The organism is Alcaligenes sp. AB3 (assembly GCF_031844565.1).
In the GTDB taxonomy this organism is placed as follows: Bacteria; Pseudomonadota; Gammaproteobacteria; order Burkholderiales; family Burkholderiaceae_B; genus Alcaligenes; species Alcaligenes faecalis.
The window spans coordinates 25,676-50,815 of sequence record NZ_JAUZVM010000007.1 but is presented as its reverse complement, the minus strand read 5'-3'; the positions used below and the strand labels follow the sequence as shown (position 1 = coordinate 50,815).

At 56.9% G+C, this 25,140-nt stretch carries 23 protein-coding genes and 1 tRNA gene; 11 read left to right on the top strand and 13 right to left on the bottom strand.

What is annotated here, in order from left to right; genetic code table 11:
* Positions 1-36: 36 nt before the first annotated feature.
* From motB to flhD, 4 genes are all read right to left on the bottom strand, one after another.
* Entirely contained in the window at positions 37-975 is a 939-nt protein-coding gene (motB, locus tag Q9R35_RS14205; protein ID WP_026484569.1) for a flagellar motor protein MotB, read from the bottom strand.
* 12 nt (positions 976-987) lie between these two features.
* Complete coding sequence (gene motA, locus Q9R35_RS14200; RefSeq protein WP_026484570.1) at positions 988-1,863, bottom strand: flagellar motor stator protein MotA; 876 nt, start codon at positions 1,861-1,863, stop codon at positions 988-990.
* Positions 1,864-2,054: 191 nt separating this feature from the next.
* A complete protein-coding gene (gene flhC / locus Q9R35_RS14195) occupies positions 2,055-2,705 on the bottom strand; it encodes a flagellar transcriptional regulator FlhC (protein ID WP_063692837.1) in 651 nt (216 codons plus the stop codon).
* 31 nt (positions 2,706-2,736) lie between these two features.
* Positions 2,737-3,063 carry a flagellar transcriptional regulator FlhD gene (gene flhD, locus Q9R35_RS14190; RefSeq protein ID WP_042487603.1) on the bottom strand — a complete coding sequence of 109 codons (327 nt, stop codon included), beginning with the start codon at positions 3,061-3,063 and terminating at the stop codon, positions 2,737-2,739.
* A 435-nt stretch (positions 3,064-3,498) separates the two neighbouring features.
* Between flhD and Q9R35_RS14185 the strand changes: the two genes are divergently transcribed.
* Positions 3,499-3,996 (top strand): C40 family peptidase, encoded by a 498-nt coding sequence (locus Q9R35_RS14185; RefSeq protein ID WP_311220016.1) that lies wholly within the window; start codon positions 3,499-3,501, stop codon positions 3,994-3,996.
* A gap of 29 nt (positions 3,997-4,025) precedes the next feature.
* Here Q9R35_RS14185 and Q9R35_RS14180 read toward each other — a convergent pair whose 3' ends face one another.
* Positions 4,026-5,624, bottom strand: a complete 1,599-nt coding sequence (locus tag Q9R35_RS14180) for a glycerol-3-phosphate dehydrogenase/oxidase (protein ID WP_063692835.1) — start codon at positions 5,622-5,624, stop codon at positions 4,026-4,028.
* A 200-nt stretch (positions 5,625-5,824) separates the two neighbouring features.
* Here Q9R35_RS14180 and glpK point away from each other — a divergent pair, with 200 nt between their 5' ends.
* The 4 genes from glpK (at position 5,825) to Q9R35_RS14160 (ending at position 11,120) form a co-directional block, all read left to right on the top strand.
* A complete protein-coding gene (gene glpK / locus Q9R35_RS14175; protein WP_125304613.1) occupies positions 5,825-7,318 on the top strand; it encodes a glycerol kinase GlpK in 1,494 nt (497 codons plus the stop codon).
* 27 nt (positions 7,319-7,345) lie between these two features.
* A complete protein-coding gene (locus tag Q9R35_RS14170) occupies positions 7,346-7,798 on the top strand; it encodes a TM2 domain-containing protein (protein WP_042487615.1) in 453 nt (150 codons plus the stop codon).
* Positions 7,799-8,302: 504 nt separating this feature from the next.
* The gene (locus tag Q9R35_RS14165; RefSeq protein WP_311220015.1) at positions 8,303-10,024 is read left to right on the top strand and encodes an arylsulfatase; all 1,722 of its coding nucleotides are present in this window, start codon (positions 8,303-8,305) and stop codon (positions 10,022-10,024) included.
* Entirely contained in the window at positions 10,011-11,120 is a 1,110-nt protein-coding gene (locus Q9R35_RS14160) for a formylglycine-generating enzyme family protein (protein ID WP_311220014.1), read from the top strand. Before Q9R35_RS14165 ends, Q9R35_RS14160 begins: the two co-directional genes overlap by 14 nt.
* Positions 11,121-11,207: 87 nt before the next feature.
* On the opposite strand, the gene Q9R35_RS14155 is transcribed toward Q9R35_RS14160, so the two are convergent.
* Together Q9R35_RS14155 and Q9R35_RS14150 are read right to left on the bottom strand one after the other, a co-directional pair.
* The gene (locus tag Q9R35_RS14155) at positions 11,208-12,908 is read right to left on the bottom strand and encodes a SulP family inorganic anion transporter (protein WP_197313697.1); all 1,701 of its coding nucleotides are present in this window, start codon (positions 12,906-12,908) and stop codon (positions 11,208-11,210) included.
* A 199-nt stretch (positions 12,909-13,107) separates the two neighbouring features.
* Complete coding sequence (locus Q9R35_RS14150) at positions 13,108-15,429, bottom strand: cation-translocating P-type ATPase (RefSeq protein ID WP_311220013.1); 2,322 nt, start codon at positions 15,427-15,429, stop codon at positions 13,108-13,110.
* A 78-nt stretch (positions 15,430-15,507) separates the two neighbouring features.
* Here Q9R35_RS14150 and cadR point away from each other — a divergent pair, with 78 nt between their 5' ends.
* A complete protein-coding gene (cadR, locus tag Q9R35_RS14145; protein WP_042487623.1) occupies positions 15,508-15,939 on the top strand; it encodes a Cd(II)/Pb(II)-responsive transcriptional regulator in 432 nt (143 codons plus the stop codon).
* Between the two features lie 18 nt (positions 15,940-15,957).
* Here the strand turns inward: cadR and Q9R35_RS14140 are convergent, their stop codons facing one another.
* The 3 genes from Q9R35_RS14140 to Q9R35_RS14130 are packed head-to-tail and all read right to left on the bottom strand — an operon-like array spanning position 15,958 to position 17,123.
* Positions 15,958-16,368, bottom strand: a complete 411-nt coding sequence (locus tag Q9R35_RS14140) for a DUF6691 family protein (RefSeq protein ID WP_042487626.1) — start codon at positions 16,366-16,368, stop codon at positions 15,958-15,960.
* Between the two features lie 10 nt (positions 16,369-16,378).
* A complete protein-coding gene (locus tag Q9R35_RS14135) occupies positions 16,379-16,810 on the bottom strand; it encodes a YeeE/YedE family protein (protein ID WP_231691424.1) in 432 nt (143 codons plus the stop codon).
* Positions 16,797-17,123, bottom strand: coding sequence for a metalloregulator ArsR/SmtB family transcription factor (locus tag Q9R35_RS14130; protein ID WP_086060830.1), 327 nt, complete (start codon positions 17,121-17,123; stop codon positions 16,797-16,799). The genes Q9R35_RS14135 and Q9R35_RS14130 overlap by 14 nt, the downstream gene beginning before the upstream one ends.
* Before the next feature lie 74 nt (positions 17,124-17,197).
* Between Q9R35_RS14130 and Q9R35_RS14125 the strand changes: the two genes are divergently transcribed.
* Positions 17,198-18,064, top strand: a complete 867-nt coding sequence (locus Q9R35_RS14125) for an MBL fold metallo-hydrolase (RefSeq protein WP_199265569.1) — start codon at positions 17,198-17,200, stop codon at positions 18,062-18,064.
* Positions 18,065-18,181: 117 nt separating this feature from the next.
* Positions 18,182-18,562: a SirB2 family protein gene (locus Q9R35_RS14120; RefSeq protein WP_021446841.1), complete on the top strand. Its 381-nt coding sequence runs from the start codon at positions 18,182-18,184 to the stop codon at positions 18,560-18,562.
* 80 nt (positions 18,563-18,642) lie between these two features.
* Here Q9R35_RS14120 and Q9R35_RS14115 read toward each other — a convergent pair whose 3' ends face one another.
* Positions 18,643-19,698, bottom strand: coding sequence for a YeiH family protein (locus Q9R35_RS14115; protein WP_063689775.1), 1,056 nt, complete (start codon positions 19,696-19,698; stop codon positions 18,643-18,645).
* 100 nt (positions 19,699-19,798) lie between these two features.
* On the opposite strand from Q9R35_RS14115, the gene Q9R35_RS14110 reads away from it, so the two are divergent.
* Complete coding sequence (locus Q9R35_RS14110; protein WP_042487640.1) at positions 19,799-20,704, top strand: LysR family transcriptional regulator; 906 nt, start codon at positions 19,799-19,801, stop codon at positions 20,702-20,704.
* A 122-nt stretch (positions 20,705-20,826) separates the two neighbouring features.
* Positions 20,827-22,047, top strand: a complete 1,221-nt coding sequence (locus tag Q9R35_RS14105) for a patatin-like phospholipase family protein (RefSeq protein WP_063689778.1) — start codon at positions 20,827-20,829, stop codon at positions 22,045-22,047.
* Positions 22,048-22,065: 18 nt separating this feature from the next.
* Here the strand turns inward: Q9R35_RS14105 and Q9R35_RS14100 are convergent, their stop codons facing one another.
* On the bottom strand, positions 22,066-22,986 hold the full coding sequence (locus Q9R35_RS14100; protein WP_086060834.1) for a DMT family transporter: 921 nt from the start codon (positions 22,984-22,986) through the stop codon (positions 22,066-22,068).
* A gap of 253 nt (positions 22,987-23,239) precedes the next feature.
* Between Q9R35_RS14100 and Q9R35_RS14095 the strand changes: the two genes are divergently transcribed.
* Positions 23,240-23,315, top strand: a tRNA-Asn gene (locus Q9R35_RS14095).
* Between the two features lie 260 nt (positions 23,316-23,575).
* Here Q9R35_RS14095 and Q9R35_RS14090 read toward each other — a convergent pair.
* Positions 23,576-24,718, bottom strand: coding sequence for a porin (locus Q9R35_RS14090; RefSeq protein WP_086060835.1), 1,143 nt, complete (start codon positions 24,716-24,718; stop codon positions 23,576-23,578).
* Positions 24,719-25,140 lie beyond the last annotated feature (422 nt).

Genomic DNA, 25,140 nt, shown 5'->3' with positions numbered 1-25,140 from the left:
CAACAAAACAAAAAGCACAGCCCAAACACCCAGGCCTCAAGGCACTACTGGCAAGGCAGAAGGCATTTCAGGCAGACCAGGAATATGAATACTGATTGGCCCCTCGGTCTCCTGCATGGCTTCGCGCAAATCAAATTCTTCCGAACCGCTTGCGGCTTGCTCGTCCATGCGTCGTTCCGCCCGGCTATTGAGCACGAGCAGGCTGATACGTCGATTTACGGCTGCCGCGGGGTTATCTTTAACCAGGCTTACACTATCGGCCAAACCCACGACCTGCTTGACTTTGGCCTCGGCCAGGCCACCGGCCACCAGCTCCTGTCGGGCCGCGTTGGCTCGGTCGGCAGACAGCTCCCAGTTACTGTACAAACGCTCGCCACTGGCGTATTGCAGCGAGTCGGTATGTCCGGAGATCAGAATCCGATTCGGCATCTCGTTCAGGGGAGCGCTGAGCGAACGCAAAATGGCTCGCATGTAAATCTGCACCTGCGCGCTGCCCGTGGAGAACATGGGGCGGCTTTGACGATCAATAATCTGAATGCGCAAACCATCCTGGGTCATGTCCAGCAACAATTGCGGACGGAACTCTTGCAGGACGGGGTCAATGCGGATCAGCTCTTCCAGGGCCGATTTCAAATCTTCCAGGCGCTCCACATCCTGGCGATCGTCGGCCGCCTGGCTGTTGTTCGTGCCGGGGTGGGGATTGGGAACCAGGCTGGGCTGGCCCCCGGGAATGACGCTGCGCGAATAATCCGCCTGATAGCCGCCCGAGACGGCGTCCATCAAGGGCATGCGAAAGTAGTCGGCAATTTCCTTCAAGTCCTGCTTGGGAACCAGGGAAAGAATCCACATCACCAGGAAAAAAGCCATCATCGCCGTCATGAAGTCGGCGTAGGCAATTTTCCAGCTACCACCATGATGCTCGGCATGGGCCGTCTTCTTGCGACGGATGACCACGCGATCTTTATGATTGCTCATGAACGCATCCGCTTAGGCTTTGCGACCAGCACCCGAGCGGGCCTGACGTACATGCTCTTCCAGTTCCTGGAACGAAGGGCGATCGGAGGAAAACAGCACTTTACGGCCAAATTCCACGGCAAGCTGGGGCGGGTAGCCATTCAGATTGGCCAGCAAGGTGACCTTGATGCACTCGAGCACCTTGACCGAATCCGAAGTACGACGCTCGATGGTCGCCGCCAAAGGAGCCACAAAACCATAGGCCAGCAAAATACCCAGAAAGGTACCGACCATGGCCTTGGAGATCAGATCAGCCAGCACGGCAGGCGGCTGGTCGACGGAAGCCAGCGCTTTGACCACCCCCAGCACCGCCGCCACAATCCCGAAAGCGGGCAAGGCGTCGGCCACTTCACGCAAGGCGCGTGCCGGCACGTTGCGTTCGTGCTGGTGGGTCTCGATATCCTGGTCCATCAGCGTTTCGATTTCAAACGAGCTCATATTGCCGCTGATCATCAAACGCAGGTAGTCGGATACAAAGTTCATCAGGGCCGGATCTTTCACCACATTGGGGTAGTCAGCAAAGATAGGACTTTGTTCGGGGTTTTCGATGTCGGCTTCGATGGACATCATGCCATCGCGGCGTGCCTTGTTCAGCAGCACGGACAGCATGCCCATCAACTGCATGTACAACTGCTTGTTGTAGGGACTGCTGCGAAAGGCAATCGGCAAGGCTTTGGCCAGCAGCTTGATGGACTTGCCGCTGTTGGACGCAAAATAGGCCCCCAGGGCCGCGCCACCAATCAGCAGTAATTCAAAAGGCTGGTATAAGGCCCCTAAATGCCCGCCCAGCCCCACAAAGCTCCCGAAAACGGAGACGAAAACAATGATATATCCAAGGATAATAAGCACGGATACGCCTTCTTCAAATACACGCTGCTAATGATGGCGGCAAGCAACCGGGCTAAAACGACGCGTTAACGGCCTTTTTCCAGCCTAGATCGACGCTTCCAGTTGCCTTGACACGTTCAGATTCTTATCAGATCCACATCAAAAACCAGCATCTATCCGGCTTTGCTGCACACTGACGACAAAAGCTCTTGTTAAACGGGCACGTTTACCTGGGCGGTAACGGGCCCTGGCGCCCTGGCTTGCGGCTCCCTGGCCGACTCTGATTTTCGGCTTTTGCTGGCGGGGGATTTGGGTGTGCTGCGCGCCTTGCTGGCACGCGTCTTGCCTGCTCGCGGTGGCGGGCGACAAATGGCACAAATAAAGCCTGATTCAGGATCGTGCGCATGGGCCACAAAGCCCCCTTTACAGCGTTCGCACTGGGACAGCTGCAACAAACCGCTATCAAAAAAGCGCAGCAGCATCCAAGCACGGGTAAAGCTCAGTACGGGCTCTTCGTCCGGCCCCACTTCCAGACGTCCGGCCGAGGACTGCTCCAGGTACAGACGATAGGCTTCCACCAGCGCACGGCTTTTGTCGCAAGGCGTGTGCACCGTCATGAACTGGTAAATGCTGTAGAACAGGCTGGAGTGAATATTGGGCAACCAGGTCATGAACCAGTCCACCGAGAAAGGCAGCATGCCTTTGGGTGGCGAGCAACCTTTGACTTCGCGGTACAAACGGGCCAGCCGGTCGTAGCTTAGTGATGTTTCTGCTTGCAGAACCTGCAAGCGCGCCCCCAGCTCAATCATGTCGGAAGCAAGCCCAATTTCCTGAGCTTCTTTGGCGACGCTTTTTATAGCCATAGTTCTTGATGTAATAAGTTCGGAAGCCGGTTTAACCAGCCTGTTCCGCCGTCGCGCGCTGGGACAGCAAAATGGTGGAGTGAGCCTGCTGCAATACCCCTCCCAGCACATTCTGCGTCAAGGTGGTGAGCAGGTCGTAGTCGTTGAAACGAAAACCGCAAATCAACGAGCTGGAGCTGGCCAGCTTGACCAGTTGGGCCGGTGACAGACGCAACAAGGTCTCTGCCACATCGTTGTCGAAGCCCAAACGGAACATACCTGCCGCAAAATTCTCTCGCAGCAGACGCTGCGCAAGTAACAAGTACGACAAATTGACTTCCTGAATATCATTCAGCAGCGAATTTTCCGATACGGGCATGTCAGCCATCCTTGTAAAACTGTTAATCAGCTAGTTTCTTGTAACAAAATACATTTAAAATATATAAAGTTACATAAATATGTATCATGCCTTGCAAACTATTGCGTGAACATATTTTTACATTATCAACGTTATCGACACATTCTGTCCATGAATGTATTAAAAACATGAAAAACGTTGAAAATATGCAATAAATGCATCAAGACATAGCAGAATATTATCAGATGCTCACTTAATGTTGTAGATATAAACGAGATGTAACATGACGAAGATCAAAGCGTTTGTATCGAAATTATGTTTTGTTGCATACATTGGCCATTAATTAATGAATATTTCGCCGATTCTCTCAGACCCTGCCTAGAAAACGACGAAATATCGGATATTCTTCTGGTACGCGCTTTCCTCCCTGCCCCCATATCCGTTTTGTAACAGCCCATGGTTCCTGCTGCTTTTACGCAACGTCTGCTTACTCTTGGCCTGGCACTGCTCCTGGCTGCCTGCGCACATACCCCGTCTTCCCGTCCGCCCACAGCCCAGGCCATCGGTGTTGATGAGCATCGACGCTCCGCCGTGGTTCTGTCCGCCCTGAGCCTGCTGGACACCCCCTACCGTTATGGCGGCCGCGAACCGTCCACCGGCTTTGATTGCAGCGGGCTGGTGCAGTATGTGTTCAACCAGGAATCCAACTCCCCTGTTCCGCGCCGGACCAGCGACCAGGCCAGCGCCTCCCGTCGTGTCAGTCGCTCACAGCTGCGCCCCGGCGACCTGGTGTTTTTCAATACACTGGGCGCGCCCAACTCGCATGTGGGTATCTATATAGGCAAGCAACAATTCATCAATGCGCCCTCCAGCGGTGGCCGCGTACGAATTGATTCCCTGGATAATCCCTATTTCGCCAAACGCTTTGAAACGGCTCGCACTTTCTTTGATTGATGCGGTGGCCAGCCTGCGTCGGGTTTGTTTTACTGCACAGGTACTGTGGCGTATTGCTCGGCCAAATCCAGAAAAGCGTCCAGCTCGGGCGAACGCCCTGTTTCTTCCTGCATGATCGCCGCAACAGCCGGCGCAATTGACTGTGCCAGACGTGCATCCAGAAACAGCAGACGCGAACGGCGGGCCAGCATATCCTCCACCGTACGGGCGTATTCGAAACGGCAGGCAAAGCGCACCATGGCGGCGCTCAGACCCGGAGCCAGCTCTTGATCGGCACCTGGCAAGGTCTGTACCCAGTCAGCCTCACTGCCATAAGCATCCAGGCCAGCGGTACGGCCCAGAGAACGGCGGTCGCCCACATAAGAGGCTCCCACCAAGCGTTGTTCCTGTGTCCTACAGGCAGGCAATGGCCCCAGCAAACCGGACTGCTGGCAGCGCTCCAGCACGTCCTCGGCCATGGCGCGGTAGGTTGTCCACTTGCCGCCCGTTACCGTCAGCAAGCCATTGGTGCTGACCGTAATACTGTGCTCCCGACTGATGGACTGCGTTTGCCCCGCAGCTGACTCAGCAGCCGGACGCACCAGAGGGCGCAAGCCCACCCAGATGCTGCGCACATCCTGAACGGTTGGGGCTTTTTGCAGATAGTTGGCGGACTCTTTCAGAATGAAATCCACTTCCTGAGCCAAAGGACGTGGTTCCAAAGGAATATCGTCGCGGGGCGTATCGGTTGTCCCCAGAATCAGCTTGCCCAACCAGGGGACGGCAAACAACACCCGGCCATCCTTGGTACGCGGCACCAGCAAGGCATGTTCACCCGGCAGGAACTCCTGATCGACGACCAGATGCACACCCTGACTGGGCGAGACCATAGGGCGCAATTCACGCCCGGCTTCCTGTGCATCCATTTGCCGGACCTGGTCTACCCAGACACCGGTGGCATTGACTACGCACTTGCTATGAATCTCGTAGCTTTGCCCGCTTTCTTTGTCCTGACAGCGCACTCCGGAGACTTTGCCGTCGCGATGCATCACTTCCATTACCGGACAGTAATTGACCAGCAAAGCGCCATTCAAGGCTGCCGTACGCGCCAGCGCCAAAGCCAGACGGGCATCGTCAAACTGGCCATCCCAGTACTTCACGCCGCCCTTCAAACCACGTTGACGAGCACCGGGCAGAAGCTGCCGGATCTTGGAGGCACTCAGGAATTGGGTATGGCCCAGCCTTTCCCGCCCGGCCAGACCGTCGTAGGCCATCAGGCCCACCCCATAAAACGGGGTTTCCCAGCACTTGTAGCTGGGCATGACAAAAGGCAGGCGCTGCGCCAGATGGGGCGCATTGCTCAGCAAATGCATACGTTCGCGCAAGGCCTCGCGCACCAGGCTGACATTTCCCTGGGCCAGGTATCGTACCCCACCGTGCACCAGCTTGGTCGCCCGCGAGGACGTGCCTTTGGCAAAGTCCCAGGCCTCCAGCACCACCACACTCAAGCCACGCAAGGCCGCATCCAACGCCACACCCAGGCCGGTTGCGCCCCCCCCCACCACGACCATATCCACCTGCGTGGTGCGCGCCAAAGCGCCCAGCATCTGGGCTCTGTCGGTCAATAGGGGGGAACTTAATGTAGTCATAAGATGAGCGTTGGACCTGAAATTAGCAGACTCCCGAAAAAAGTACTGACTGGCTCGGGATTTACCCTGATTTTAGCCCCTGAACTTTTACCGTCCAGTGAAACTTGTTTGCTCGCGTATCAACACGCCGTCTGTGACCGGCCACAGGCCGCACAGAGCCAGTACACTGTGGTCTGCTCCGCTTTTACAGCCTCTTTCGCATGACATTCATACTTGCTCTTGATCAGGGAACCTCCAGCTCGCGCAGCCTTGTTGTGGCAGCAGACGGCCGCATTCTGGCCAAGGCGCAGCAGGAAACCCAGCAATACTATCCGCGCACCGACTGGGTAGAACACGATCCTCAGGAAATTCTGGACACACAGTTTCGGACTGCCCGACAAGCGATTGAGCAGGCCGGACTGCGTCCTCAGGATATACACGCGATTGGCATCACCAATCAACGCGAAACCACAGTGCTGTGGGACCGGCAAACCGGACAAGCCCTGCACAAGGCCATCGTCTGGCAGGATAGGCGCGCCGAAGACTTCTGCGCCCAACTGCGCGAGCAGGGGCACGAAGCCACCATAACTGGCAAGACCGGCCTGCCCATTGATGCCTACTTTTCAGCCTCCAAGTTGCGCTGGCTGCTGGACTCCATACCCGGCGCCCGTGAGCGGGCTCAGCGCGGCGAACTGGCTTTCGGCACAATTGATAGCTGGCTGATCTGGCACTTAAGTGGCGGCAAAGTCCATGCCACCGATGTCAGCAATGCCTCGCGCACCCTGCTCTACAACATTCATAGCCAGCAATGGGACGAGGAGTTGCTGGCCCTGTTCAACATCCCGGCCAGCATCTTGCCCCAGGTACAAAGCTCCGCCTCTGAGTTTGGCCATTGCAGCCCCGAGATTCTGGGCAGCCCCATCCCTATTTGCGGTGTGGCGGGCGACCAACAAAGCGCCCTGTTCGGCCAAGCCTGCACCACGCCCGGCATGGCCAAGAATACCTATGGCACAGGCTGCTTCCTGTTGATGCACTGTGGCTCGCAGGTTCCACAATCCCATAATGGCCTGATCGCGACCAGCGCCGCCCATCACGGCGACACGCCTGCCTACGCCCTGGAAGGCAGTGTCTTTATTGGCGGAGCCGTTGTCCAATGGCTGCGCGATGGTCTGGGCGCGCTGGAACACAGCGCTCAAGTCGAAGAGCTGGCCCGCAGCGTGCCAGATGCTCAAGGCGTGCGTCTGGTGCCCGCCTTCACCGGCCTGGGAGCGCCCTATTGGGACGCCCAGGCCCGCGGCACCATTACCGGCCTGACACGTGCCTCCACCATGGCCCACATTGCCCGCGCCGCTCTGGACAGCATTGCCTACCAAAGCGCCGCCGTGCTGCAAGCCATGAATCGGGATGTGCAGGCCAACGGCGGCCCAGCCTTGCACGAGCTGCGTGTGGACGGCGGAGCCTGCGCCAATAATCTTCTGATGCAATTTCAGGCAGACTTGTTGGGCCTGCCCGTCGTGCGTCCCGTTACTATTGAGACGACCGCGCTGGGCGCCGCCTATCTGGCAGGCCTGGGCAGCGGTCTGTATTCAGGTTTGCCGGAAATTGCGGCGCTGTGGCAATGTGACCGGGTGTTTGAGCCCGCCATGTCGCGCGATGAAGCCCAGAACCTGATGCTCAGTTGGGAACAAGCCGTGCGTCAGGCACGCACTTATTGAACTTGCTGTTTTTTTGACGGAAACACCATGCTGCAAAAAATCATTCTGGGCATTGCCATCTTCCTGATCGTGATGTTGGGCCTGACCTTTGGCGAGGCCATTTTCCACTACATTTCCTCGTACCTGGGATTCCTGTTCCATGACTTCATCGAATTGATGCAGGAAGTCCAGCGATACCTGACCGTGCATTGGGGCAAAGCACTGATTGCCTTGATCATTACCGTCCCGCTGGTGATCTGGATTTCCAAGAACAAGAAAGATGAAATGTCCAAGCCCAACAGCCACCGCAAGATCGCGATTGTGCTGGCGATTTTCCTGGGCTGGCTGGGCGTGCACCGCTTTTACCTGGGGCAGATCGGCATGGGCTTGTTATTCCTGGTGCTGTTTGCCATCTGGTCGCCCCTGGCCTACTTCCTGGCCCTGATCGACGCCCTGCGTTACGCCTTTATGGGTGACGACGAATTCAAGCTGGCCCGTTGATTTCCAGACTGCTCACCAAAGCCCCACTTGCTGGGGCTTTTTTTATGGCTACCCCCTTCACGCATGCCAGAAGCCTGGCTACGTCAAATAAACAGGCTCCATTCAGAGCGTTTTGTGGACTTATCAGGGAAAACCACTGCCCATGCCGCTTGCAAGCCTAGTTCCTTGATTTCCAATGCTTATATTAGCCACCATGCCTTCCAGGTATGCAAGCAAACCTTTTTAGTCTTGGAAATCCCCAAGCGGCTTCGTGTTCAATCGAATTGGGGGAGACACGCCAGCCTCTAAAAGACTGGCAGCGGCGGCTCAGATCAAAAGTGTGAGGCCATTGTTGCTGGCTCTGTCTACACATCCGTTACCCGATGGTTTTACGTACAAAACCCATCAATACGCCCTATGGCACTCGCGTCCACGGCTTTATGTAGAGACACATCTCCGACTTGCATCGGAGGCCTGCAGACCACGAGGGTCACTACAAACATAACTAGATTGAGACACAAGAAAATGCGACGCACTAAAAATAGCTATTTACTGCGCAGCTTGCTGGGCCTGGCTTTGGCCGCCTGCACGCTAAGCAGCCACGCAGCCACAGAGACACAACGCCCCAATATTTTGCTGATCATGGCCGATGATCTGGGGTATTCAGACATTGGCGCGTTTGGCGGGGAAATTTCCACCCCCAACTTGGACGCCCTGGTCAAAGACGGCGTAGCCCTGACTGACTTTTACGCTTCCCCTTTCTGTTCCCCGACCCGCGCCATGCTGATGTCCGGCGCGGACAACCACCAGGTGGGCTTTGGTGGCATGGCCGAACTGATGACGCCCCAGCAGCGCGCCCTGCCGGGCTACGAAGGCTTTCTGAGCGACCAGGCCCTGCCCTTTCCCTTGGTCCTGCAAGACCATGGCTACCGTACCTATATGGCGGGCAAGTGGCACCTGGGCGTAAAAGAGGAAGTCGCCCCGCCCAATCGTGGCTTCGACCAGTCTTACGCCTTGATGCACGGTGGCGCCAGCCACTTTGACCAAAGCGGCATCATCACATTTGACGCCAATAAAGCACCAGTCGCCCTGTACCGTGAAAACGGCAAGGAGGTGCAGTTGCCCAAGGACTTCTACTCCAGCGAGTTTTTTGCCTCGCGCCTGATGTCCTACATAGACGCAGACACACGCAAGGATCAGCCTTTCTTCGCCTATCTGGCCTTTACCGCGCCGCATTGGCCTTTGCACGCCCCCGAGGAATACATACGCAAATATGAAGGCCGCTACGACGCAGGCTATGACGTGTTGCGTGAAGAGCGTCTGGAACGCATGAAAAAGCTGGGTCTGGTGCCCCAGGACATGCAAGGCTATGTGGGCAATCCCGCCTGGCCACGCTGGAAAGAGCTGAGCCCAGAACAGCAACGCGTCGAAAGCAAGCGTATGGCTGTCTACGCCGCCATGGTGGAATCCATGGACGCACAAATCGGCCGCGTGATCGAGCACCTGAAACAAAGCGGCCAATACGACAACACCGTCGTCATCTTCATGTCTGACAACGGCGCCGACGGCAACACGGTGCTGGATGAAGGCGAAACCCGTGCCTGGGCGCACAAGCATCGCGACAACAGTTACGAAAACACGGGCCGCCCCGGCTCCTTTGTCGAATACGGTCCAGGCTGGGCTCAAGTTGGCTCCACGCCCTTCAATCTGTACAAGGCCTTTATGTATGAAGGCGGTATCTCGGTGCCCAGCATCATGCGCGTACCCGGTGGCAAACGTCAGGGCGAGTTCGTGCGTGCCCCGGCCCACGTAACCGACATCGCCCCCACCATTCTGGCCCTGGCGCAGATCGAACAGCCCAAAGGCGAATATCGTGGCCGCCAGGTCATCCCCATGCAGGGCAACTCCATGGTGGATGTGCTGACCGGCCGCAGCGATCAGGTACACGAAACCTTCCGCCAAGGCTGGGAGCTGAATGGCCGCCGGGCCATGCGTTTGGGCGACTGGAAAATCGTCTACGCCAATGCTCCTTGGGGCAAAGACCGCTGGGAGTTGTTCAATCTGGCTGAAGACCGTTCCGAGCTGAATGATCTGTCGGAAAAACATCCCGAGAAGCTGAAAGAGCTGATTGCCGAGTACGAGCAATATGCCAAGCGCAACGGGGTGGAAGACTTTGAAGGTCTGGCTTCGCGCCCTGGCTACAGCAACAGCCTGAACTACTACAAGGATCTGGATGAAGTCCTTTAAGCTCTCCCGAGCCAAGGCACTGCTGACGGTATGCGGGCTGCTGGCAGCAGCCCCGCTGCCCGCCGCAGCAAAAGGCTCCGACTCCCTCCCTCCCCCGGTTCCGGCGCACGATTGCCAGGCATATAGCGGCATACCGGCAGGCTTTGGCCCAGCCCAGAAGGGAGTGGCCAACCAGGCCGGTTTGGTCCCCATCCCCAGCGGGCGTTTTCTGATGGGGTCCGACGAGGGCTACCCAGAAGAAAAGCCGGTGCACCCCGTAGAAGTCCAGGCCTTTCAGATAGATCAGCACGAAGTGACCAATGCCCAATTCGCGCAATTTGTGGCGGCCACAGGCTATGTCACCCAGGCTGAACGAGTGCCGGAATTTCCACCGAATGTTCAGGTTCCCGAGCAGTATCGTCAGCCCGGATCCGCCGTCTTTACGCCACCGGCAGCGACGCATGATCACGATCAGCACGAAGGACATGAACAGCATGCCCCTCCTGGCAACTACGACTGGTGGGTATGGGTACCGGGTGCCAACTGGCGCCATCCCGGTGGCCCCGATACCAATCTGAATGGCCGGGACAATCATCCGGTCGTCCATATTGCTTACGAAGATGCGCTGGCCTACGCCCGCTGGTTAGGACGCGATTTGCCTACGGAGGAGCAATGGGAATTTGCAGCGCGTGGCGGGCTGGAAGCTGCCACCTACCCTTGGGGTAATACGCCTGAAGTACGTGGCCGCTTGATGGCCAACACCTGGCAAGGTAATTTCCCCGCCAAGAACCTGCTGCGTGATGGCTACGAAGGCACCGCCCCCGTGGGCTGCTTCCCGGCCAATAACTATGAGCTGTGGGATTCGGTCGGCAATGTCTGGGAATGGACACGCAGTGCATGGCAGCCTCAGCATCGGCCCCTGACACCCGAACCTCTTATCGCCGCGGCAAGGGATGCCAACGGAAACCCGGCAATGGGCGTCATCAAGGGTGGCTCTTTTCTATGCGCAGCCAACTTCTGCGTACGCTATCGCCCAGCCTCACGACAGCCACAGGAAACCACCATGTCCACCCAGCATGTGGGCTTTCGTACCGTGCTAAATGAGGAACGAAAGTAGAGTCAGGAAAGACAATCCCCTCGTTGTGCACGAGGGGATTATTCCATTCAAGGTCCTACCCGGACAGGCAGGCAACACACTGCTCCGCTAAGTTGGCACTCCCGCCTCAGGCGTAGCCTCTTCTTTCTGAACACCCGCCCGGTGGTCCAGCGTTTCACTGACGCTTTCCCACGCATTCTGCAAACTATCAAACACGCGATGTCCGTGGATCTGCTTGAACAGGCCCATGCGTATCAACTTACGGGTCACTTTTTCGTTGGCTTCGCAAACGGCCACCATGACATTGCGCTGCTCCAGCTCCGTCAAGGCGGTTTCCAGGGCCTGCATGGCTGTCGCGTCCACAAAAGGCACGTAATTCAGACGCAGAACCACTGCCCGAACCGGCTCGGGCACCGTCAGCAAGGAGCGATTCACCGCCTCCACACTGGCAAAGAAGTATGGCCCTTCCAGGGTAAGCACCGAGATATCCTGGCGCAGCTCCTGGCTGAAAGACAAATCCAGTGCCCGCTGCAAACGACGGCCTTCCAGCGCACGCACCTGCACCCCATCCGAGGTGCGCTTGAGCACATACAACATGGCCAGAATCACCCCGATATTGACGGCCACGACCAGATCCGCGAAGACCGTCAGCGCAAACGTCACCCACAAAATGAACAAGTCAGCCGGGGGCATGCGACGCTGCAAACGGACCACCAGCTTGGCCTGACTCATATTCCAGGCCACCATGAACAGAATGGCTGCCAGCACTGTCAGTGGAATATAGGCAGCCAGCGGAGCTAAAAGCAGCAAGACCAGTACCAGGAAAATCACATGCACGATGCCGGCAATGGGGCTGTCACCACCATTTCGGATATTGGTGGCCGTACGGGCAATGGCCCCGGTAGCCGCAATCCCGCCAAACAAGGGCGAGAGCACGTTGGCAATGCCCTGTCCCACCAGTTCCTGATTGGAGTCGTGACGCGAACCTGTCATGGAGTCCGCCACCACGGCGGACAACAAGGACTCGATAGCGCCCAGCATGGCAATGGCAAAAGCAGGCCCGATCAGCTCCACCACACGGGTCAGGGTAATGTCTGGCCATTGAAAAGACGGCAAGCCGCTAGGCAAGGCGCCGAAGCTGGAACCGATAGTGGCCACCGACTCGAAACGGAAAATCGCCTGGATAAGCGTGATAATCACCAAGGCCACCAAAGGGCCAGGCAAACGCGCCAGGCTTGGAATCTTGGGCACAATGATCAGGATGGCCAGAGATAACATCCCCAGCAGCGTGGTGGCCCAATCCAAGGACGGCAGGTTCTGCAGCAAGAACCAGAGCTTCTCGTGAAAGTGCTGGCCGTCTACGACGGGAAGGCCAAAAAAATCCCGCCACTGGCCCACCCAGATAATCACACCAATACCAGCAGTGAATCCGACAATGACCGGATCAGGAATAAAGCGGATCACCGCCCCCAGGCGCAACAGGCCCAGCAGCAGCAAAATGACCCCGGCCATCAAGGTGGCAATTTGCAGGCCGGCCACGCCATGCTGGGCAACCACCCCGGACAAGATAACAATGAAAGCGCCTGTGGGCCCAGCTATCTGAACCCGGCTGCCACCAAATAAAGAAACCGCCAACCCGGCAATAATGGCGGTATACAAACCCTGCTCGGGCTTGACTCCGGATGCAATGGCAAAGGCCATGGCCAGCGGCAACGCCACCACCCCTACTACCAGACCGGCCAGCAGGTTGTTTAGCCAATGTTTTCGCCCCAGGAGCCCGGCTCGACCCGCTTCCAGCAGTGCAATCATCGCGCGTCCTTGTCATGCCCAGCCTGCTCGACACAGATGAGAAACAAGCAGGGCCCAAACTCAAATGAAGCCTTAATGATACTACTGTGTGTCAAATCAACTTCACGTTAGTGATGACCTTATTTGATGAAACATAAGAATGAAGCATAAAAAAACTCCACCTCAAGGAGGTGGAGTTTGATTGCCACACACACGGAATTTAAGGATTGCGGGCGCGCAACAGACGCAAGCTGTTCAGCACCACCAGCAAGCTGGCGCCCACGTCGGCAAACACCGCCATCCACATGGTGGCCTGTCCGGTCAGAGCCATCACCAGGAATACCGCCTTGATACCCAAGGCCAGGCTGATGTTCTGCCACAGAACGGCGTGCAAGGCTCGGGACTGACGCATCAGCAAGGCAATCTTGCCCAGATCATCGTCCATCAAGGCCACATCAGCAGTCTCGATCGCAATGTCCGAACCTAAAGCCCCCATGGCGATACCCACATCCGCACGAGCCAGGGCAGGCGCATCATTGATGCCATCGCCCACCATCGCCACCAGGCCCTTGCCCAGTTTTTCCGCGATACGATCCAGCTTGTCCTGTGGCAGCAAACCGCCTCGAAAATCCTTGATGCCGGCTTGCTGAGCCACATGGCGCACGGCTTGTTCATGGTCGCCCGAGAGCACTTCCACTTGCACGCCCTGCGCTTGCAGGTCGCGGATCGCTTGAGTGGTGGTAGGACGCAGGGTATCCATCATGGCGAACCAGGCCAGCAGACCTTGTTCGTCACCCAGATACACCATGGTGGCACCGCTCTCTACGGCTTGCTGCTCGGCCTGGCTGGACTCGGCCTGATTCTGGCCCAGCACCCAGCTACGCTTGCCCAGACGCAATTGGCCAGTCGAACCCTCTGCCTGCACGCCATTGCCCGCCAAGGCCTCGAACTGGTCCAGGCTTAACAGGCCCGATGCCACACGACCACGTGCAATCGCTTGCGAGGCGGGGTGATCCGAACGCTCGGCCAGAGCAACGGCCATGTCCAGCACTTCGCTATCCGACAGGCCTGGACGCAAACTGCCGTATTCGCTCAAGGAGGGCTCGCCCAAAGTCAGGGTGCCGGTCTTGTCCACGGCCAGGTAACGCAGCTGACGAGCCCGTTCCAGATACACGCCACCTTTAATCAAGATACCGGCACGTGCGGCACTGGCCAAAGCACTGACCACGGCCACCGGTGTGGAAATCACCAAGGCGCAAGGGCAAGCGATTACCAGCAGAACCAGAGCACGATAGACGGACTCCGACCAGCTCACGCCCCAGATCAAGGGCAAGGCCACCGCCATCAAGGCTGCTGCCACCACGACCAGCGGGGTGTAAATGCGGGAGAACTGATCCACAAAACGCTGAATCGGCGCCTTGTTGGCCTGCGCTTCCTGAACCGACCGCGTGATGCGAGCCAGCAAGGTTTCATCATGAGCAGCCTGGACTTGATAGACCAGCTCGCCCATGCCATTAATGGTGCCTGCAAAAACCTCGTCACCGGGCTCTTTGTCCACGGGGGCGCTTTCACCTGTAATGGGGGCCTGATTAACCGTGCTTAGCCCTTGCAGGACTTTACCGTCCAGGCCAAAACGCTCGCCGGGGGCGACACGCACTTGCCAGCCAGCCTGAACCTGATTGGCGGGTACTCGTTGCCAGTCCTTGCCGTCGGCACTGACCAGAACTTCATCCGGCACCAGCTTGAGCAGACTGTCCACCGCATTGCGGGCACGATCCAGGGAACGAGCTTCGATCCACTCAGCCAGGCTGAACAGGGACATCACCATGGCGGCTTCAGGCCATTGGGCCAGAATCACCGCCCCCGTGACGGCAATACTCATCAAGGCATTAATGTTGAGCTGACCATTACGCAGCGCAATCCAGCCTTTCTTGTAGACCTGCACACCACCGGACAGAATCGCAGCCACCGCCAGAACAATTACCAGCCATTCGGGGGCCGCCAGCCAATGGCTGATCTCGGCAGCCAAAGCCAGTACCACGGCACCGGCAATACGAATCAGGCCCTGCTTGGGCGATACCTGCTTCACAGGTTCTTCATCGGCCATGCGAGGCTCAAAACCCAGGCCACGCAGGGCACCCAGCACTTTATCGCGAGCGCCATCCACGTGGTCCACGGTCAAGACGCGCTGCATCAGGTCAAAGCCCAGGTTCTGCACCTGATCCAGCTTTTTCAGGCCGGAGCGAATCATGTTCTCTTCGGCTGGGCAATCCATATCAGCGATATGCACGACCAGACGGGTGGAGGTACTGGCAGCCAAGGCCACCGACGGACCAATGGCAGGAGCCGAGCAGCATGCCCCTTCATGAGCTTGCGCTGTTTGTTCTGCATGGCTGTGATCGTGATCATGGCTATGCTCGTGGCTGTGATCGCCCGCCGCATGGTCATGATCATGACTATGGTCATGGGAATGCCCGGTCTGGCAGGCCGATGTTGTGCCCTGCCCCACGTCGAGCTTTGATGTCTTGTTAGCTGATGTCATAGCCGTTCCTCGCTTCTTGCATGGGACCAGTAGAAAGCCTAAAGTAACTACAAGGTCAAGCCCTTTGGAGGCAAAGCAATGAAAATTGGTGAGTTGGCGGAAAAAAGCCACTGCAACACGGAAACCATCCGCTATTACGAGAAAGTCGGACTGCTGCCCGAGCCGGAACGCAGCGAGGGCAACTATCGCCTGTACCGCAATATCCACCTGGAACGGCTACGTTTTATTCGCAACTGCCGCAGCCTGGATATGACACACGAAGAAATCCGCGGCCTGCTGGCATTTATGGACGGCCCGGCGCAAGACTGCGCCCCGGTGAATGATTTGCTGGATGAGCACATCGAGCATGTAGCCGTGCGCATTGCGGAACTGGAACACCTGCAAAAACAACTGATTGAATTGCGCCATCGCTGCGGGCAGGCCGGTGGCCTGGAGCATTGCGGCATCTTGCAGGGTCTGGTGAATATGGAGCCGGATCAAGTCCCGGCTCCCAGCACTCATCTGGGCTAAGGCCCTGTGGCGTGGTGCTTAGCCACGCACCCGCCCTGCCGCCCACATTCCAACCAGCATCGCGACCAGAAACAGCACGGCCAAAGGTGCACCCGAGGCGGCCAGCACAATGGCCGGACCCGGGCAAAAGCCGGCCACGCCCCAGCCTGCACCAAAAATCAAGGCCCCCACTATCAAGGGGCGGTCAATTTGACGCTGCTTGGGCAAATTCATGGGCTGGCCAGTGACGAACGCACATGGGCGACGACGAGCCAGGCTGAAGGGCACAATCGCCACCGCAATGGCCGCCACCATTACCAAAGCCAAGGACGGGTCCCAGGCCCCGGCCAGATCCAGAAACGCCAGCACCTTGCTGGGGTTAGCCAAGCCGGAAATCAACAAGCCCAAGCCAAAAATCAGGCCAGAGACTAAAGCGATAAAATAGTGCATGGTGGGCTCCTTAGATCAGGTGACGCAAGACAAACACGGTCAGAAAACCGCTGGCCATAAACATCAAGGTTGCCACCAAAGAACGGGGTGACAGACGCGACAAGCCACAAACGCCATGCCCGCTAGTGCAACCTGAACCCAGCCGGGTCCCAAACCCCACCAGCAAACCGGCCACGACAACCCATATCCAGGGCTGCGACTGTACCTCTGGCACAGTTTCCCCGGCCAGGCGATACAACCAGGGAGCTGCCGCCAGGCCCAGCAAGGCCATCCAGCGCCAGCCCTTGTCACCGGCCTCCCCGCTCCAGGTGCCCGACAGCAGACCGGAGATACCAAACACCCGGCCATTGAACAGCACCAGGATAGAGGCAGCCAAGCCCACCAACGCGCCCCCGAACAAGGCACTCCAAGGTGTAAACGAAGTCCAGTCAATTGCAATCATCAGTGCCTCCCGGGGCGCAAAAGATTCCATATAAAGTCTGCATCACCGCCAGCACCGCTGGATTTTCCAGTCGGTAATAGACGTATTTGCCCTCTTTGCGGCTCGCAATCAGCTCTTCACGCCGCAAAACAGTCAATTGCTGCGATAAAGTAGGCTGAACAATGCCACTGCGCTGTGCCAGTTCCCCCACATTGCATTCACCCTGCACCAAGGTGCAGAGAATCATCAGGCGGTCGGGGTTGGCCAGGCTGCCCAGCAAGCTGCTGGCTCGGCCTGCTACCTGTCGCAGCGCTTCCATTTCGGTTTGATTCATATCGTTCTACAAAAACACAATATATATTATTATATAATATCTTTTCATATTTTATAAGCAACAAGAGGTCTGACATGCTCCAAGCCCAGGTCGCCAGCTTCTTTCATACGGACACCTCCACGTTCACCTACGTGGTCCATGCCGCAGGCCAACGCGAATGCGCCATCATCGACTCCGTGCTGGACTATGATGCCGCCTCCGGCCGCAGCAGCACTGCCTCAGCCCAGAAGGTCGTGGATTTTGTGCGCCAGCATCAGCTGGAGGTGCAATGGATTCTGGAAACCCACGCCCATGCCGACCATCTGTCCGCTGCGGTCTGGTTGCAGGAACAGGTGGGCGGCAAAATCGCCATCGGCGAGCACATCAAGCAAGTGCAGTCCACGTTCAGTCGCATCTTCAATATAGAGGCCGAAATCCAGGCCAACGGCACACCCTTCGATACGCTATTCAAGGATCAGGAGCAGTTCCAGATCGGTGCCCTTCAGGTACAAGCCCTGCACGTACCCGGCCACACACCGGCCGATATGGCCTATCACGTTCAGGGGCTGGGCGTATTTGTGGGTGACACCCTGTTTTTGCCCGATGTAGGCACCGCTCGTTGCGACTTTCCGGGCGGCAGCGCCAGCCAGCTGTATGAATCCATCCAGCGCTTGCTGGCCCTGCCCGCAGACACTGTCCTGTTCATGTGCCACGACTACCCGCCTGAAGGACGGGAGCCCCATTTTCAATGCACGGTTCAGGACCAGAAAAACGACAATATCCATGTGCACGACGGCATCAGTCAGGAACAGTTTTGCGAGCGCCGCATCGCACGCGACAAAACCCTGGGCATGCCGCGCCTGATCCTGCCATCCATTCAGGTCAATATCCGGGCTGGCCACTTTCCCGAGCCTGAAAGCAATGGCCAGGTCTATCTGAAGCTGCCCGTCAATCAACTCTGAATTTGGCGGTTTTTTGCGTCTGAACAGGCACAAGCCGGGACGCAGAAAAACTTTTAAGCCCCAGCCTGCGTATACTGCCTTTTTCTGCACCCTGAACTTCAGAAGGAAATAACTGGCATGACTTACGTGGCCCTCAAACACTTGCACATGACAGCCGCCGGGCTGAGCATTTTGTTTTTCATTATTCGGGCCTTCTGGTCAGTGTCCGGCTCATCCTGTTTGCAGAATCGCTTTGTGCGCATTGCCCCGCATGTCATCGATACCGTCTTGCTGGTCTGTGGTCTGGCGCTGGCCGGCATGTTGGGCGCAGCAGCCAACCAGCCCTGGCTGCTGACCAAGATTGTGTTGCTGGTGGTCTACATCGTGGTGGGCAGCTATGCCATCAAGCGCGGTAAAACCGCTTTCAGCCGCGGCGTGGCAGCGCTGATTGCGATTGCCATCTTTGCCTATATCGTGGGCGTGGCGCTGAACCGCAGCCCGGCTTCCTGGTTCGTTTAAGCACATAAGCGGCACATAAAAAAAAAGCCCCTGACAGTGGACAATTATTTCCACTGTCAGGGGCTTTTTACTGTCCCGCCTTACCAGACGCCTATCCAACGCTGAACCAACAAACTGCTGACGGCTACGGCAATCCAGACTCCCAGACCCAGCAAGGCAGGCCGCGCGCCGGCTCGTGCCATCACCTTTAAATCCGAGCACAAGCCAATGGCAGCCAGGGCCAGAACCATCAGGAACTCGGCCAGAAAACGCAGCGGTTCCAGCCACTCTACCGGCACCCAACCCAGCGAGCGCAGAGCCGAGGCCACCATGAACCAGACAATAAACCAAGGAAATACGCGCATCAGATCAAAATCCCGACCCGCCTGACGCGAACGCCACATTTCCAGGCCCGCCAGAATCAGGCAGATAGGAATAATCAAGGTTGCACGCGTCAATTTCACGATAGTGGCATGGTCACCGGCCTGGCGGCTGTAGCTATACCCTGCCGCCACGACTGACGAGGTATCGTTGATAGCAGTTCCCGCCCACACCCCAAAGCCTGCATCGGACATGTTCATCATGTGACCGGCCAAGGGGAAGATCAGCACCGCCACAATATTGAAGATAAAGATGGTGGAAATTGCCAGTGCAGTTTCATGCTCTTCCGGCTTCAGAATGGGCGTAACTGCCGCAATCGCCGAGCCACCGCAAATCGCCGTCCCCACCCCGATCAGGGTGCGCAGCTTGGAAGGAATGCCCAAGGCTCGGCCCAGTACCAGTGCCGTCACAAAAGCCACCGTCAGCGTCACCAGGGTTACAGCCAGCGAATCCATGCCGGTACGCATCACTTGCGGCAGGCTCAAACCAAAACCCAGGCCAATAATCGACCACTGCAACAGCACTTTGGACGAAAAGCGCAAACCGGGCTGAAACACCGGAGCCACGCCCATGCTGTTACGCAGTACCATCCCCAGGACAATCGCAAAAACAGGGCCGCCAATCAACGGCCACAATTTCCCCAGGCCCATGGCGGCAACACCCACGGCCACCGCCAGTAAAAAGCCCCACAAACGGGACGGCTTCAGAGAGAAACCCGATTTGCCCTGCGCCTTCAGGGCGGTGCTTCCTGCTGGTAAATCGGTCACACTGCTCATCTCGTCATTCCAGATATGTAATAAGTAAAAGTAATTTTAGGTTGACCCCGAGTATTAAAAAATTCATTATTACTTATCGTAAGTATCAATTTTATTTATTATGAACGCGATCAGCATCAGACAACTGGAAGTGTTTGTAGGCATTGCCACTTTGGGCACAGTGCGCGCTTGCGCGGCCAACATTCACTTGTCCCAACCGGCTGCCAGCATGGCCCTGGCCGAACTGGAAAAGCAGCTGGATTGCCCCTTGTTTGAACGCACACCCGGGCGCATGCAACTGACCAGCCGTGGCAAGCAGCTTCTGCCGCACGCGCGCGAGATTCTGGAGCGTTTGCGTGAAATGCAGAGCCAGCAGGAAGAACGCGAACTGCGCGGCGAAATCCGCATCGGGGCCAGCAATACGGTAGGCAACTACCTGATCGGGGATCTGGTGGGGCAATTTGTACGCCAGCACCCGCGTGTCTCCCTGCATGTGTCGGTAGACAACACGGCCAACATCATCAATCAGTTGCTGGAACACAGCTGCGACATTGCCTGCGTGGAAGGCCCGGTCAACCATCCGCAACTGGAAACCTGGATCTGGCGCGAAGATGCGCTGGTCGTTTGCGCCGCCCCCGATCATCCACTGGCCACCAAGACCACTCTGGAAAAACAGGACTTTGCGGGCATGAGCTGGATCATGCGCGAACGTGGCTCGGCCTCCCGCGCGCTGACCGAACAAGCCCTGAATGTGCTGCCCGGTGGGCATGTGCTGATGGAACTGGGCCAGGTGGAGGCCATCAAGCAAGCCGTCATTGCAGGGCTGGGGCTGGCCTGCCTGCCACAGGCAGCCACGCTGGATGCTGTTGCCAATCAACGACTACGCATCCTGGACACCCCCTTTCTGGATTTGAAGCGCCGTCTGTCTCTGGTGCTGCACAAGGAACGCTACCGCAGCCAGGTCTTGAGCGCCTTTGCAGATCATTTGCACAGCCCCGAATCCGGCTCATCCCCAGCCGAAAATTGACGCAAGTTTGCATTCTTGAGATGGTTGACACCCGCAGCGATGGTATTCTTGCTGCAGTGCAGCACAACCGGAAGGGATCATAAGTCCCGATCTCCTGCCCACCTCTTGAACTGAGCGATGCCATGAACACTGTTCCTACGCCACAAGCGCAAGACGTCCCCGCTTTTGCCCGCCCCTCTTATTTACCACCTTATGAAACCGTAGCCCTGGTGCTGCAAGGCGGCGGCGCGTTAGGGGCCTATCAAGCCGGTGTCTATGAAGGTTTGCTGGAAGCAGGAATCGAGCCTGATTGCCTGTCCGGCATCTCCATTGGGGCCCTGAACACGGCGATTATTGCGGGCAATCCGCCCGAGCGACAGGTAGAACGCCTGCGAGAGTTCTGGAACACCATTTGCGAGCCCTACTATGGCTGGTCAAGCCCGGCCTGCCTGGAGCGTGCCCTCTTTGGCATCAACGATGTGATGCGCGAGGCCATCAGCGCCTTCAATGCCAGCAATGCGCTGGTCTTGGGACAGCGCGGCTTTTTTCGCCCCCGTTTTCCCCCACCGATGCAAGCCACGCCGGGCGTACCCGAAGGGGCCAGTTATTACGACACCAGTGCCCTGAAAGACACGCTGGAGCGTTTGTGCGATTTTGATCGCATCAATGACAAGCGCCAGCGCATCTCGGTAGGCGCGGTCAACGTAGGCACGGGCAACTTTGTGTATTTTGACAACCATCGCACCACCTTGCGGGCCGAGCACTTCATGGCTTCGGGCGCCCTGCCCCCGGCTTTCGCCCCTGTGGAAATTGATGGTCAGTATTACTGGGACGGTGGCCTGGTTTCCAATACGCCGCTGTCTTATGTGCTGGACCAGTCACCCCGCCGGGACACCCTGGTTTTTCAAGTGGATTTGTGGAGTGCACGCGGCCCGGTGCCCAACAATATGGGAGAAGTCAGCGACCGCCTGAACGAGATCCGCTACTCCAGCCGTACCCGTATGGTGACCGAAGACATGCGTCATTCGCAGTACATGCGCCATATCCTGACGGAGCTGCTTGCCCTGATCCCCGAAGATCAACGCAAAGACCTGCTGCCTTGCCGTCTGGCCGAAGAACTGGCCAGCAACAAGCGCTATAACGTGGTGCACCTGATTTACCGCAACCAGCCCTACGAGCAGCACTACAAGGACTATCAGTTTGGCCGCATGACCATGCGTGAACACTGGCGCAGTGGCCTGGATGATATTCGCCAGACGCTGATACACCGGGACAAGCTGAACATGCCAGAAAACCTGGCCGGCTTTACCACCTACGACGTGCACCGCGACGAAATCGAAAAACGGCTGGCCAACGGCAAGTAAGCCAGCCTGTGCCGGGACTTAGCGACGGCTCAAGACCATCGCGCCGCTAAGTACGAAGGCCGTGCCCAGCAATTGCATCAGCGTAATCGGTTCATTCAGGAACCAGTTCGCCAGAAACAAGACCGACACTGGACCAATCAAGCCCATCTGAGCACTCATGGGCGCGCCAATACGTTCCACCGCCCACATGGTCATGAAAGTCGGCAAAACCGTATTACAGACGGCGTGAATCATGGACAAGCCATAAACCGGAGCAGGTTGAATCAAACCCTGCCAGCCCAGCACGGCAAAAAAGTGAATCAGGGTATAGACCGCCGAGAAAGACATGGCATAGGCCACCAGACGTGTAGAGCCGATGGCTTTGAGCAGCTCGCCCGAACCGATCAAGTAGATAGCATAGGAAATGGCCGAGCCCAGCACGCAAAGTGCGCCCAGCAGCACATCATCCCCGGTCAGATTCAAATCCTGTACAAAGACCAGCCCCACCCCCAGATACGCCAGCGCCAAGGCCAGCCACTGCTTAGGCAGAATCCGTCGCTTCAGGAAAATGGCAGAGAAAATCAGCACAAAAGTGGGCGACAGGAACAGAATCAGCCGCTCCAGCCCTGCCGAAATATATTCAAGACCAATAAAGTCCAGCAAGCTGGCCAGGTAATAACCCAGAAAGCCCAACACCACCAGCTCCAGCTTCTGCCGCCAGGTCAGTGCGGCCAGCTTGCCCTGGCGTACTTTCTTCACTTGCCATAGTGCAATCGCCAGAAAGAAAGGCAGCGACAAAAGCATTCGAAACCCGATAACCGTCAAGGCGTTGACGTCGTATTGGTAAGTCAGCTTGGCAACCACCGCTTTGGCGGAGAAAAGAATAGATCCGCCCCCCGACAACGCCAGTCCAATCAAAAAGGAACTGCGCTGCGCACTGGAGCTTTGACTAGCTTGCATGGGAATTCATCACTTTGCAGGGCCACACGGTCAGCATGGTAGCGGCGGACCCTGGCAGAAAAAGAGTCAGTAAGGGCAATAAGCCGTCGATTCTACTCTTTGCCTTGGACGGCGGCCATGGTGACCCTGCCAGCGCAACAGCCAATGACCTGTCCGCCACTGCGCCCAGCAGCACTACGTGAAAACTTTTGTCTTTTCCCTTTCTGAAAACTTGCACATTTCGCAAAATACATGCTATATTCTTTTTCTCTGGTCCCCGATAGCTCAGTCGGTAGAGCGACGGACTGTTAATCCGCAGGTCCCAGGTTCGAGCCCTGGTCGGGGAGCCAAGAAAACCATCGAAATCAGCCCATAGCATTTGCTTTGGGCTGATTTTTTTGTCCCTGCAAAACGCGTCTATCCCATCACGAAGAAACGGCGCCATTAACATTTGGACAAATAAAATCCCTCAGCCAAAAAAGACAGCGGGACTGCATGTTGATGCAGCCCCGCTGTGGCTCTTTTCCCCTGACCTAGTCCCTATCCAGGACGATGCCGCCGCTGCTAACGCACTACATCGACCCGGAACTGGCAGAATCAGTCAGAAAGATCAGAAACGGTGCGTGATGCCGACCGTGGCAACCGTGCTCTTCAGATCGCTGTAGTAGCCGATATTGCGAGCGTAGGAGCCAATGGCGTACAGATTGGTGCGCTTGGACAGATTGTGCAGGTAACCAGCGCTGAACACGTGCTGGGTCTTGGCATCATCTGTGCTGCGTGGGGTGGAACGTGGGTCAGCCATGGTCCAGGAAGCCAGAACCGAGCCAGCCTTGCCGGTAGGAACGGTCACGCCCAGCGCGTAAGAGTTGACCTTCAGGTCCTTGTGCATACCAGGACCAAATTGTTCGGTTTGCAGGGAACCACCGATGTAACCGTTGCGGCTTTGGCCAAAAGCAGCGTGCAAGGTGGCAAAGCTGAATTTGTAGCTGGCTGCCAGGTTCCAGGCGCTGACATTGCCGCTTTCCGCTGCAACCAGGTTGCCACCTTGCTCGCGAGCGGAGCCGTAGCGAGCCTGGTCAAAACTCAAGGCCGCTTTCAAAGGACCATTGGTGTAGCGCATGGCTACGCTAAAGGCTTTCACGTTGGCATCGTCGCTGTTGATGGCATTGCCAGTCAAACCGCTACGATCCCACTTCTGGGCGCCGTTGGTGTTGAAAGAATAGCCCGCACCGAACTGGAAGCCAGAGAACTCGGGGCTCTGGTAGGCAACCATATTGTCGTAACGAACCGTGTTGGCCGCATCAAATGCAGCGCCCACGCCGTACTGGTAGCCATTGCCACCAAAGGGGCTGGCCACACCCGCAACGTACAGGGAAGTCACCGTGGTCTGACGACCCAGATCCACACGGCCCCAGGATTCACCACTCAGGCCCAAGGTCGCTTGACGACCAAACAAGCGGTTCTGGCGCATATTGCCATCGCTCAGATCAAAGCCGCTTTCCAGCATGAAGTTGGCTTTCAGACCACCGCCCAGATCTTCGCTACCCATCAGTCCCCAGCGGTTACCCATCCAACCCTGATCGTACAGACCAAAACGGCTTTGTTTTTCTGCGCCGCCTTTCAGGTCGCTCCCTTTCCACTGCTCGTAGCCCAGGCCGGTATCAACCACGCCATACAAAGTCACGTTCGATGCAGCGTAGGCGGGAACCGCCAGTACAGGCATCAACAAGGCTGCCAAGATAGTTTTTTTCATGTTCTCTGTTCTCTGTAAACGTCTGAATGCCGGATTTCTTGTCGTTGTCCGGCTCTTGTTCAAGTGCTGGGTGCCACCGCCTGAAAAGATGATTTCCCGGCGCCAAACCCCTGCACTCCCTCCTATTTCTTGAAGCAAGAAATCTCAATGAACCAGGCCCTGAAACAGGGATGAAAGGGGCTTGATAGTTGAGACACATATACTGCAAGCATTTATATTTCAGACATAAACAATATTGGTGTCAATAAACTCAATCCGGCGTGTTTACTGGGTTTCATACGCATTTTCCCTAGTTTTTCACCTACAGAGAATTCAGCAGAAAATGGGCTAAATGAGCGCAAAGCCAATAAACAAAAGGCTTGCAACCATTTGCTACAAACCAGGTGTATGAGCCTTGTTGACCAGACGGTATGTTCCCAACG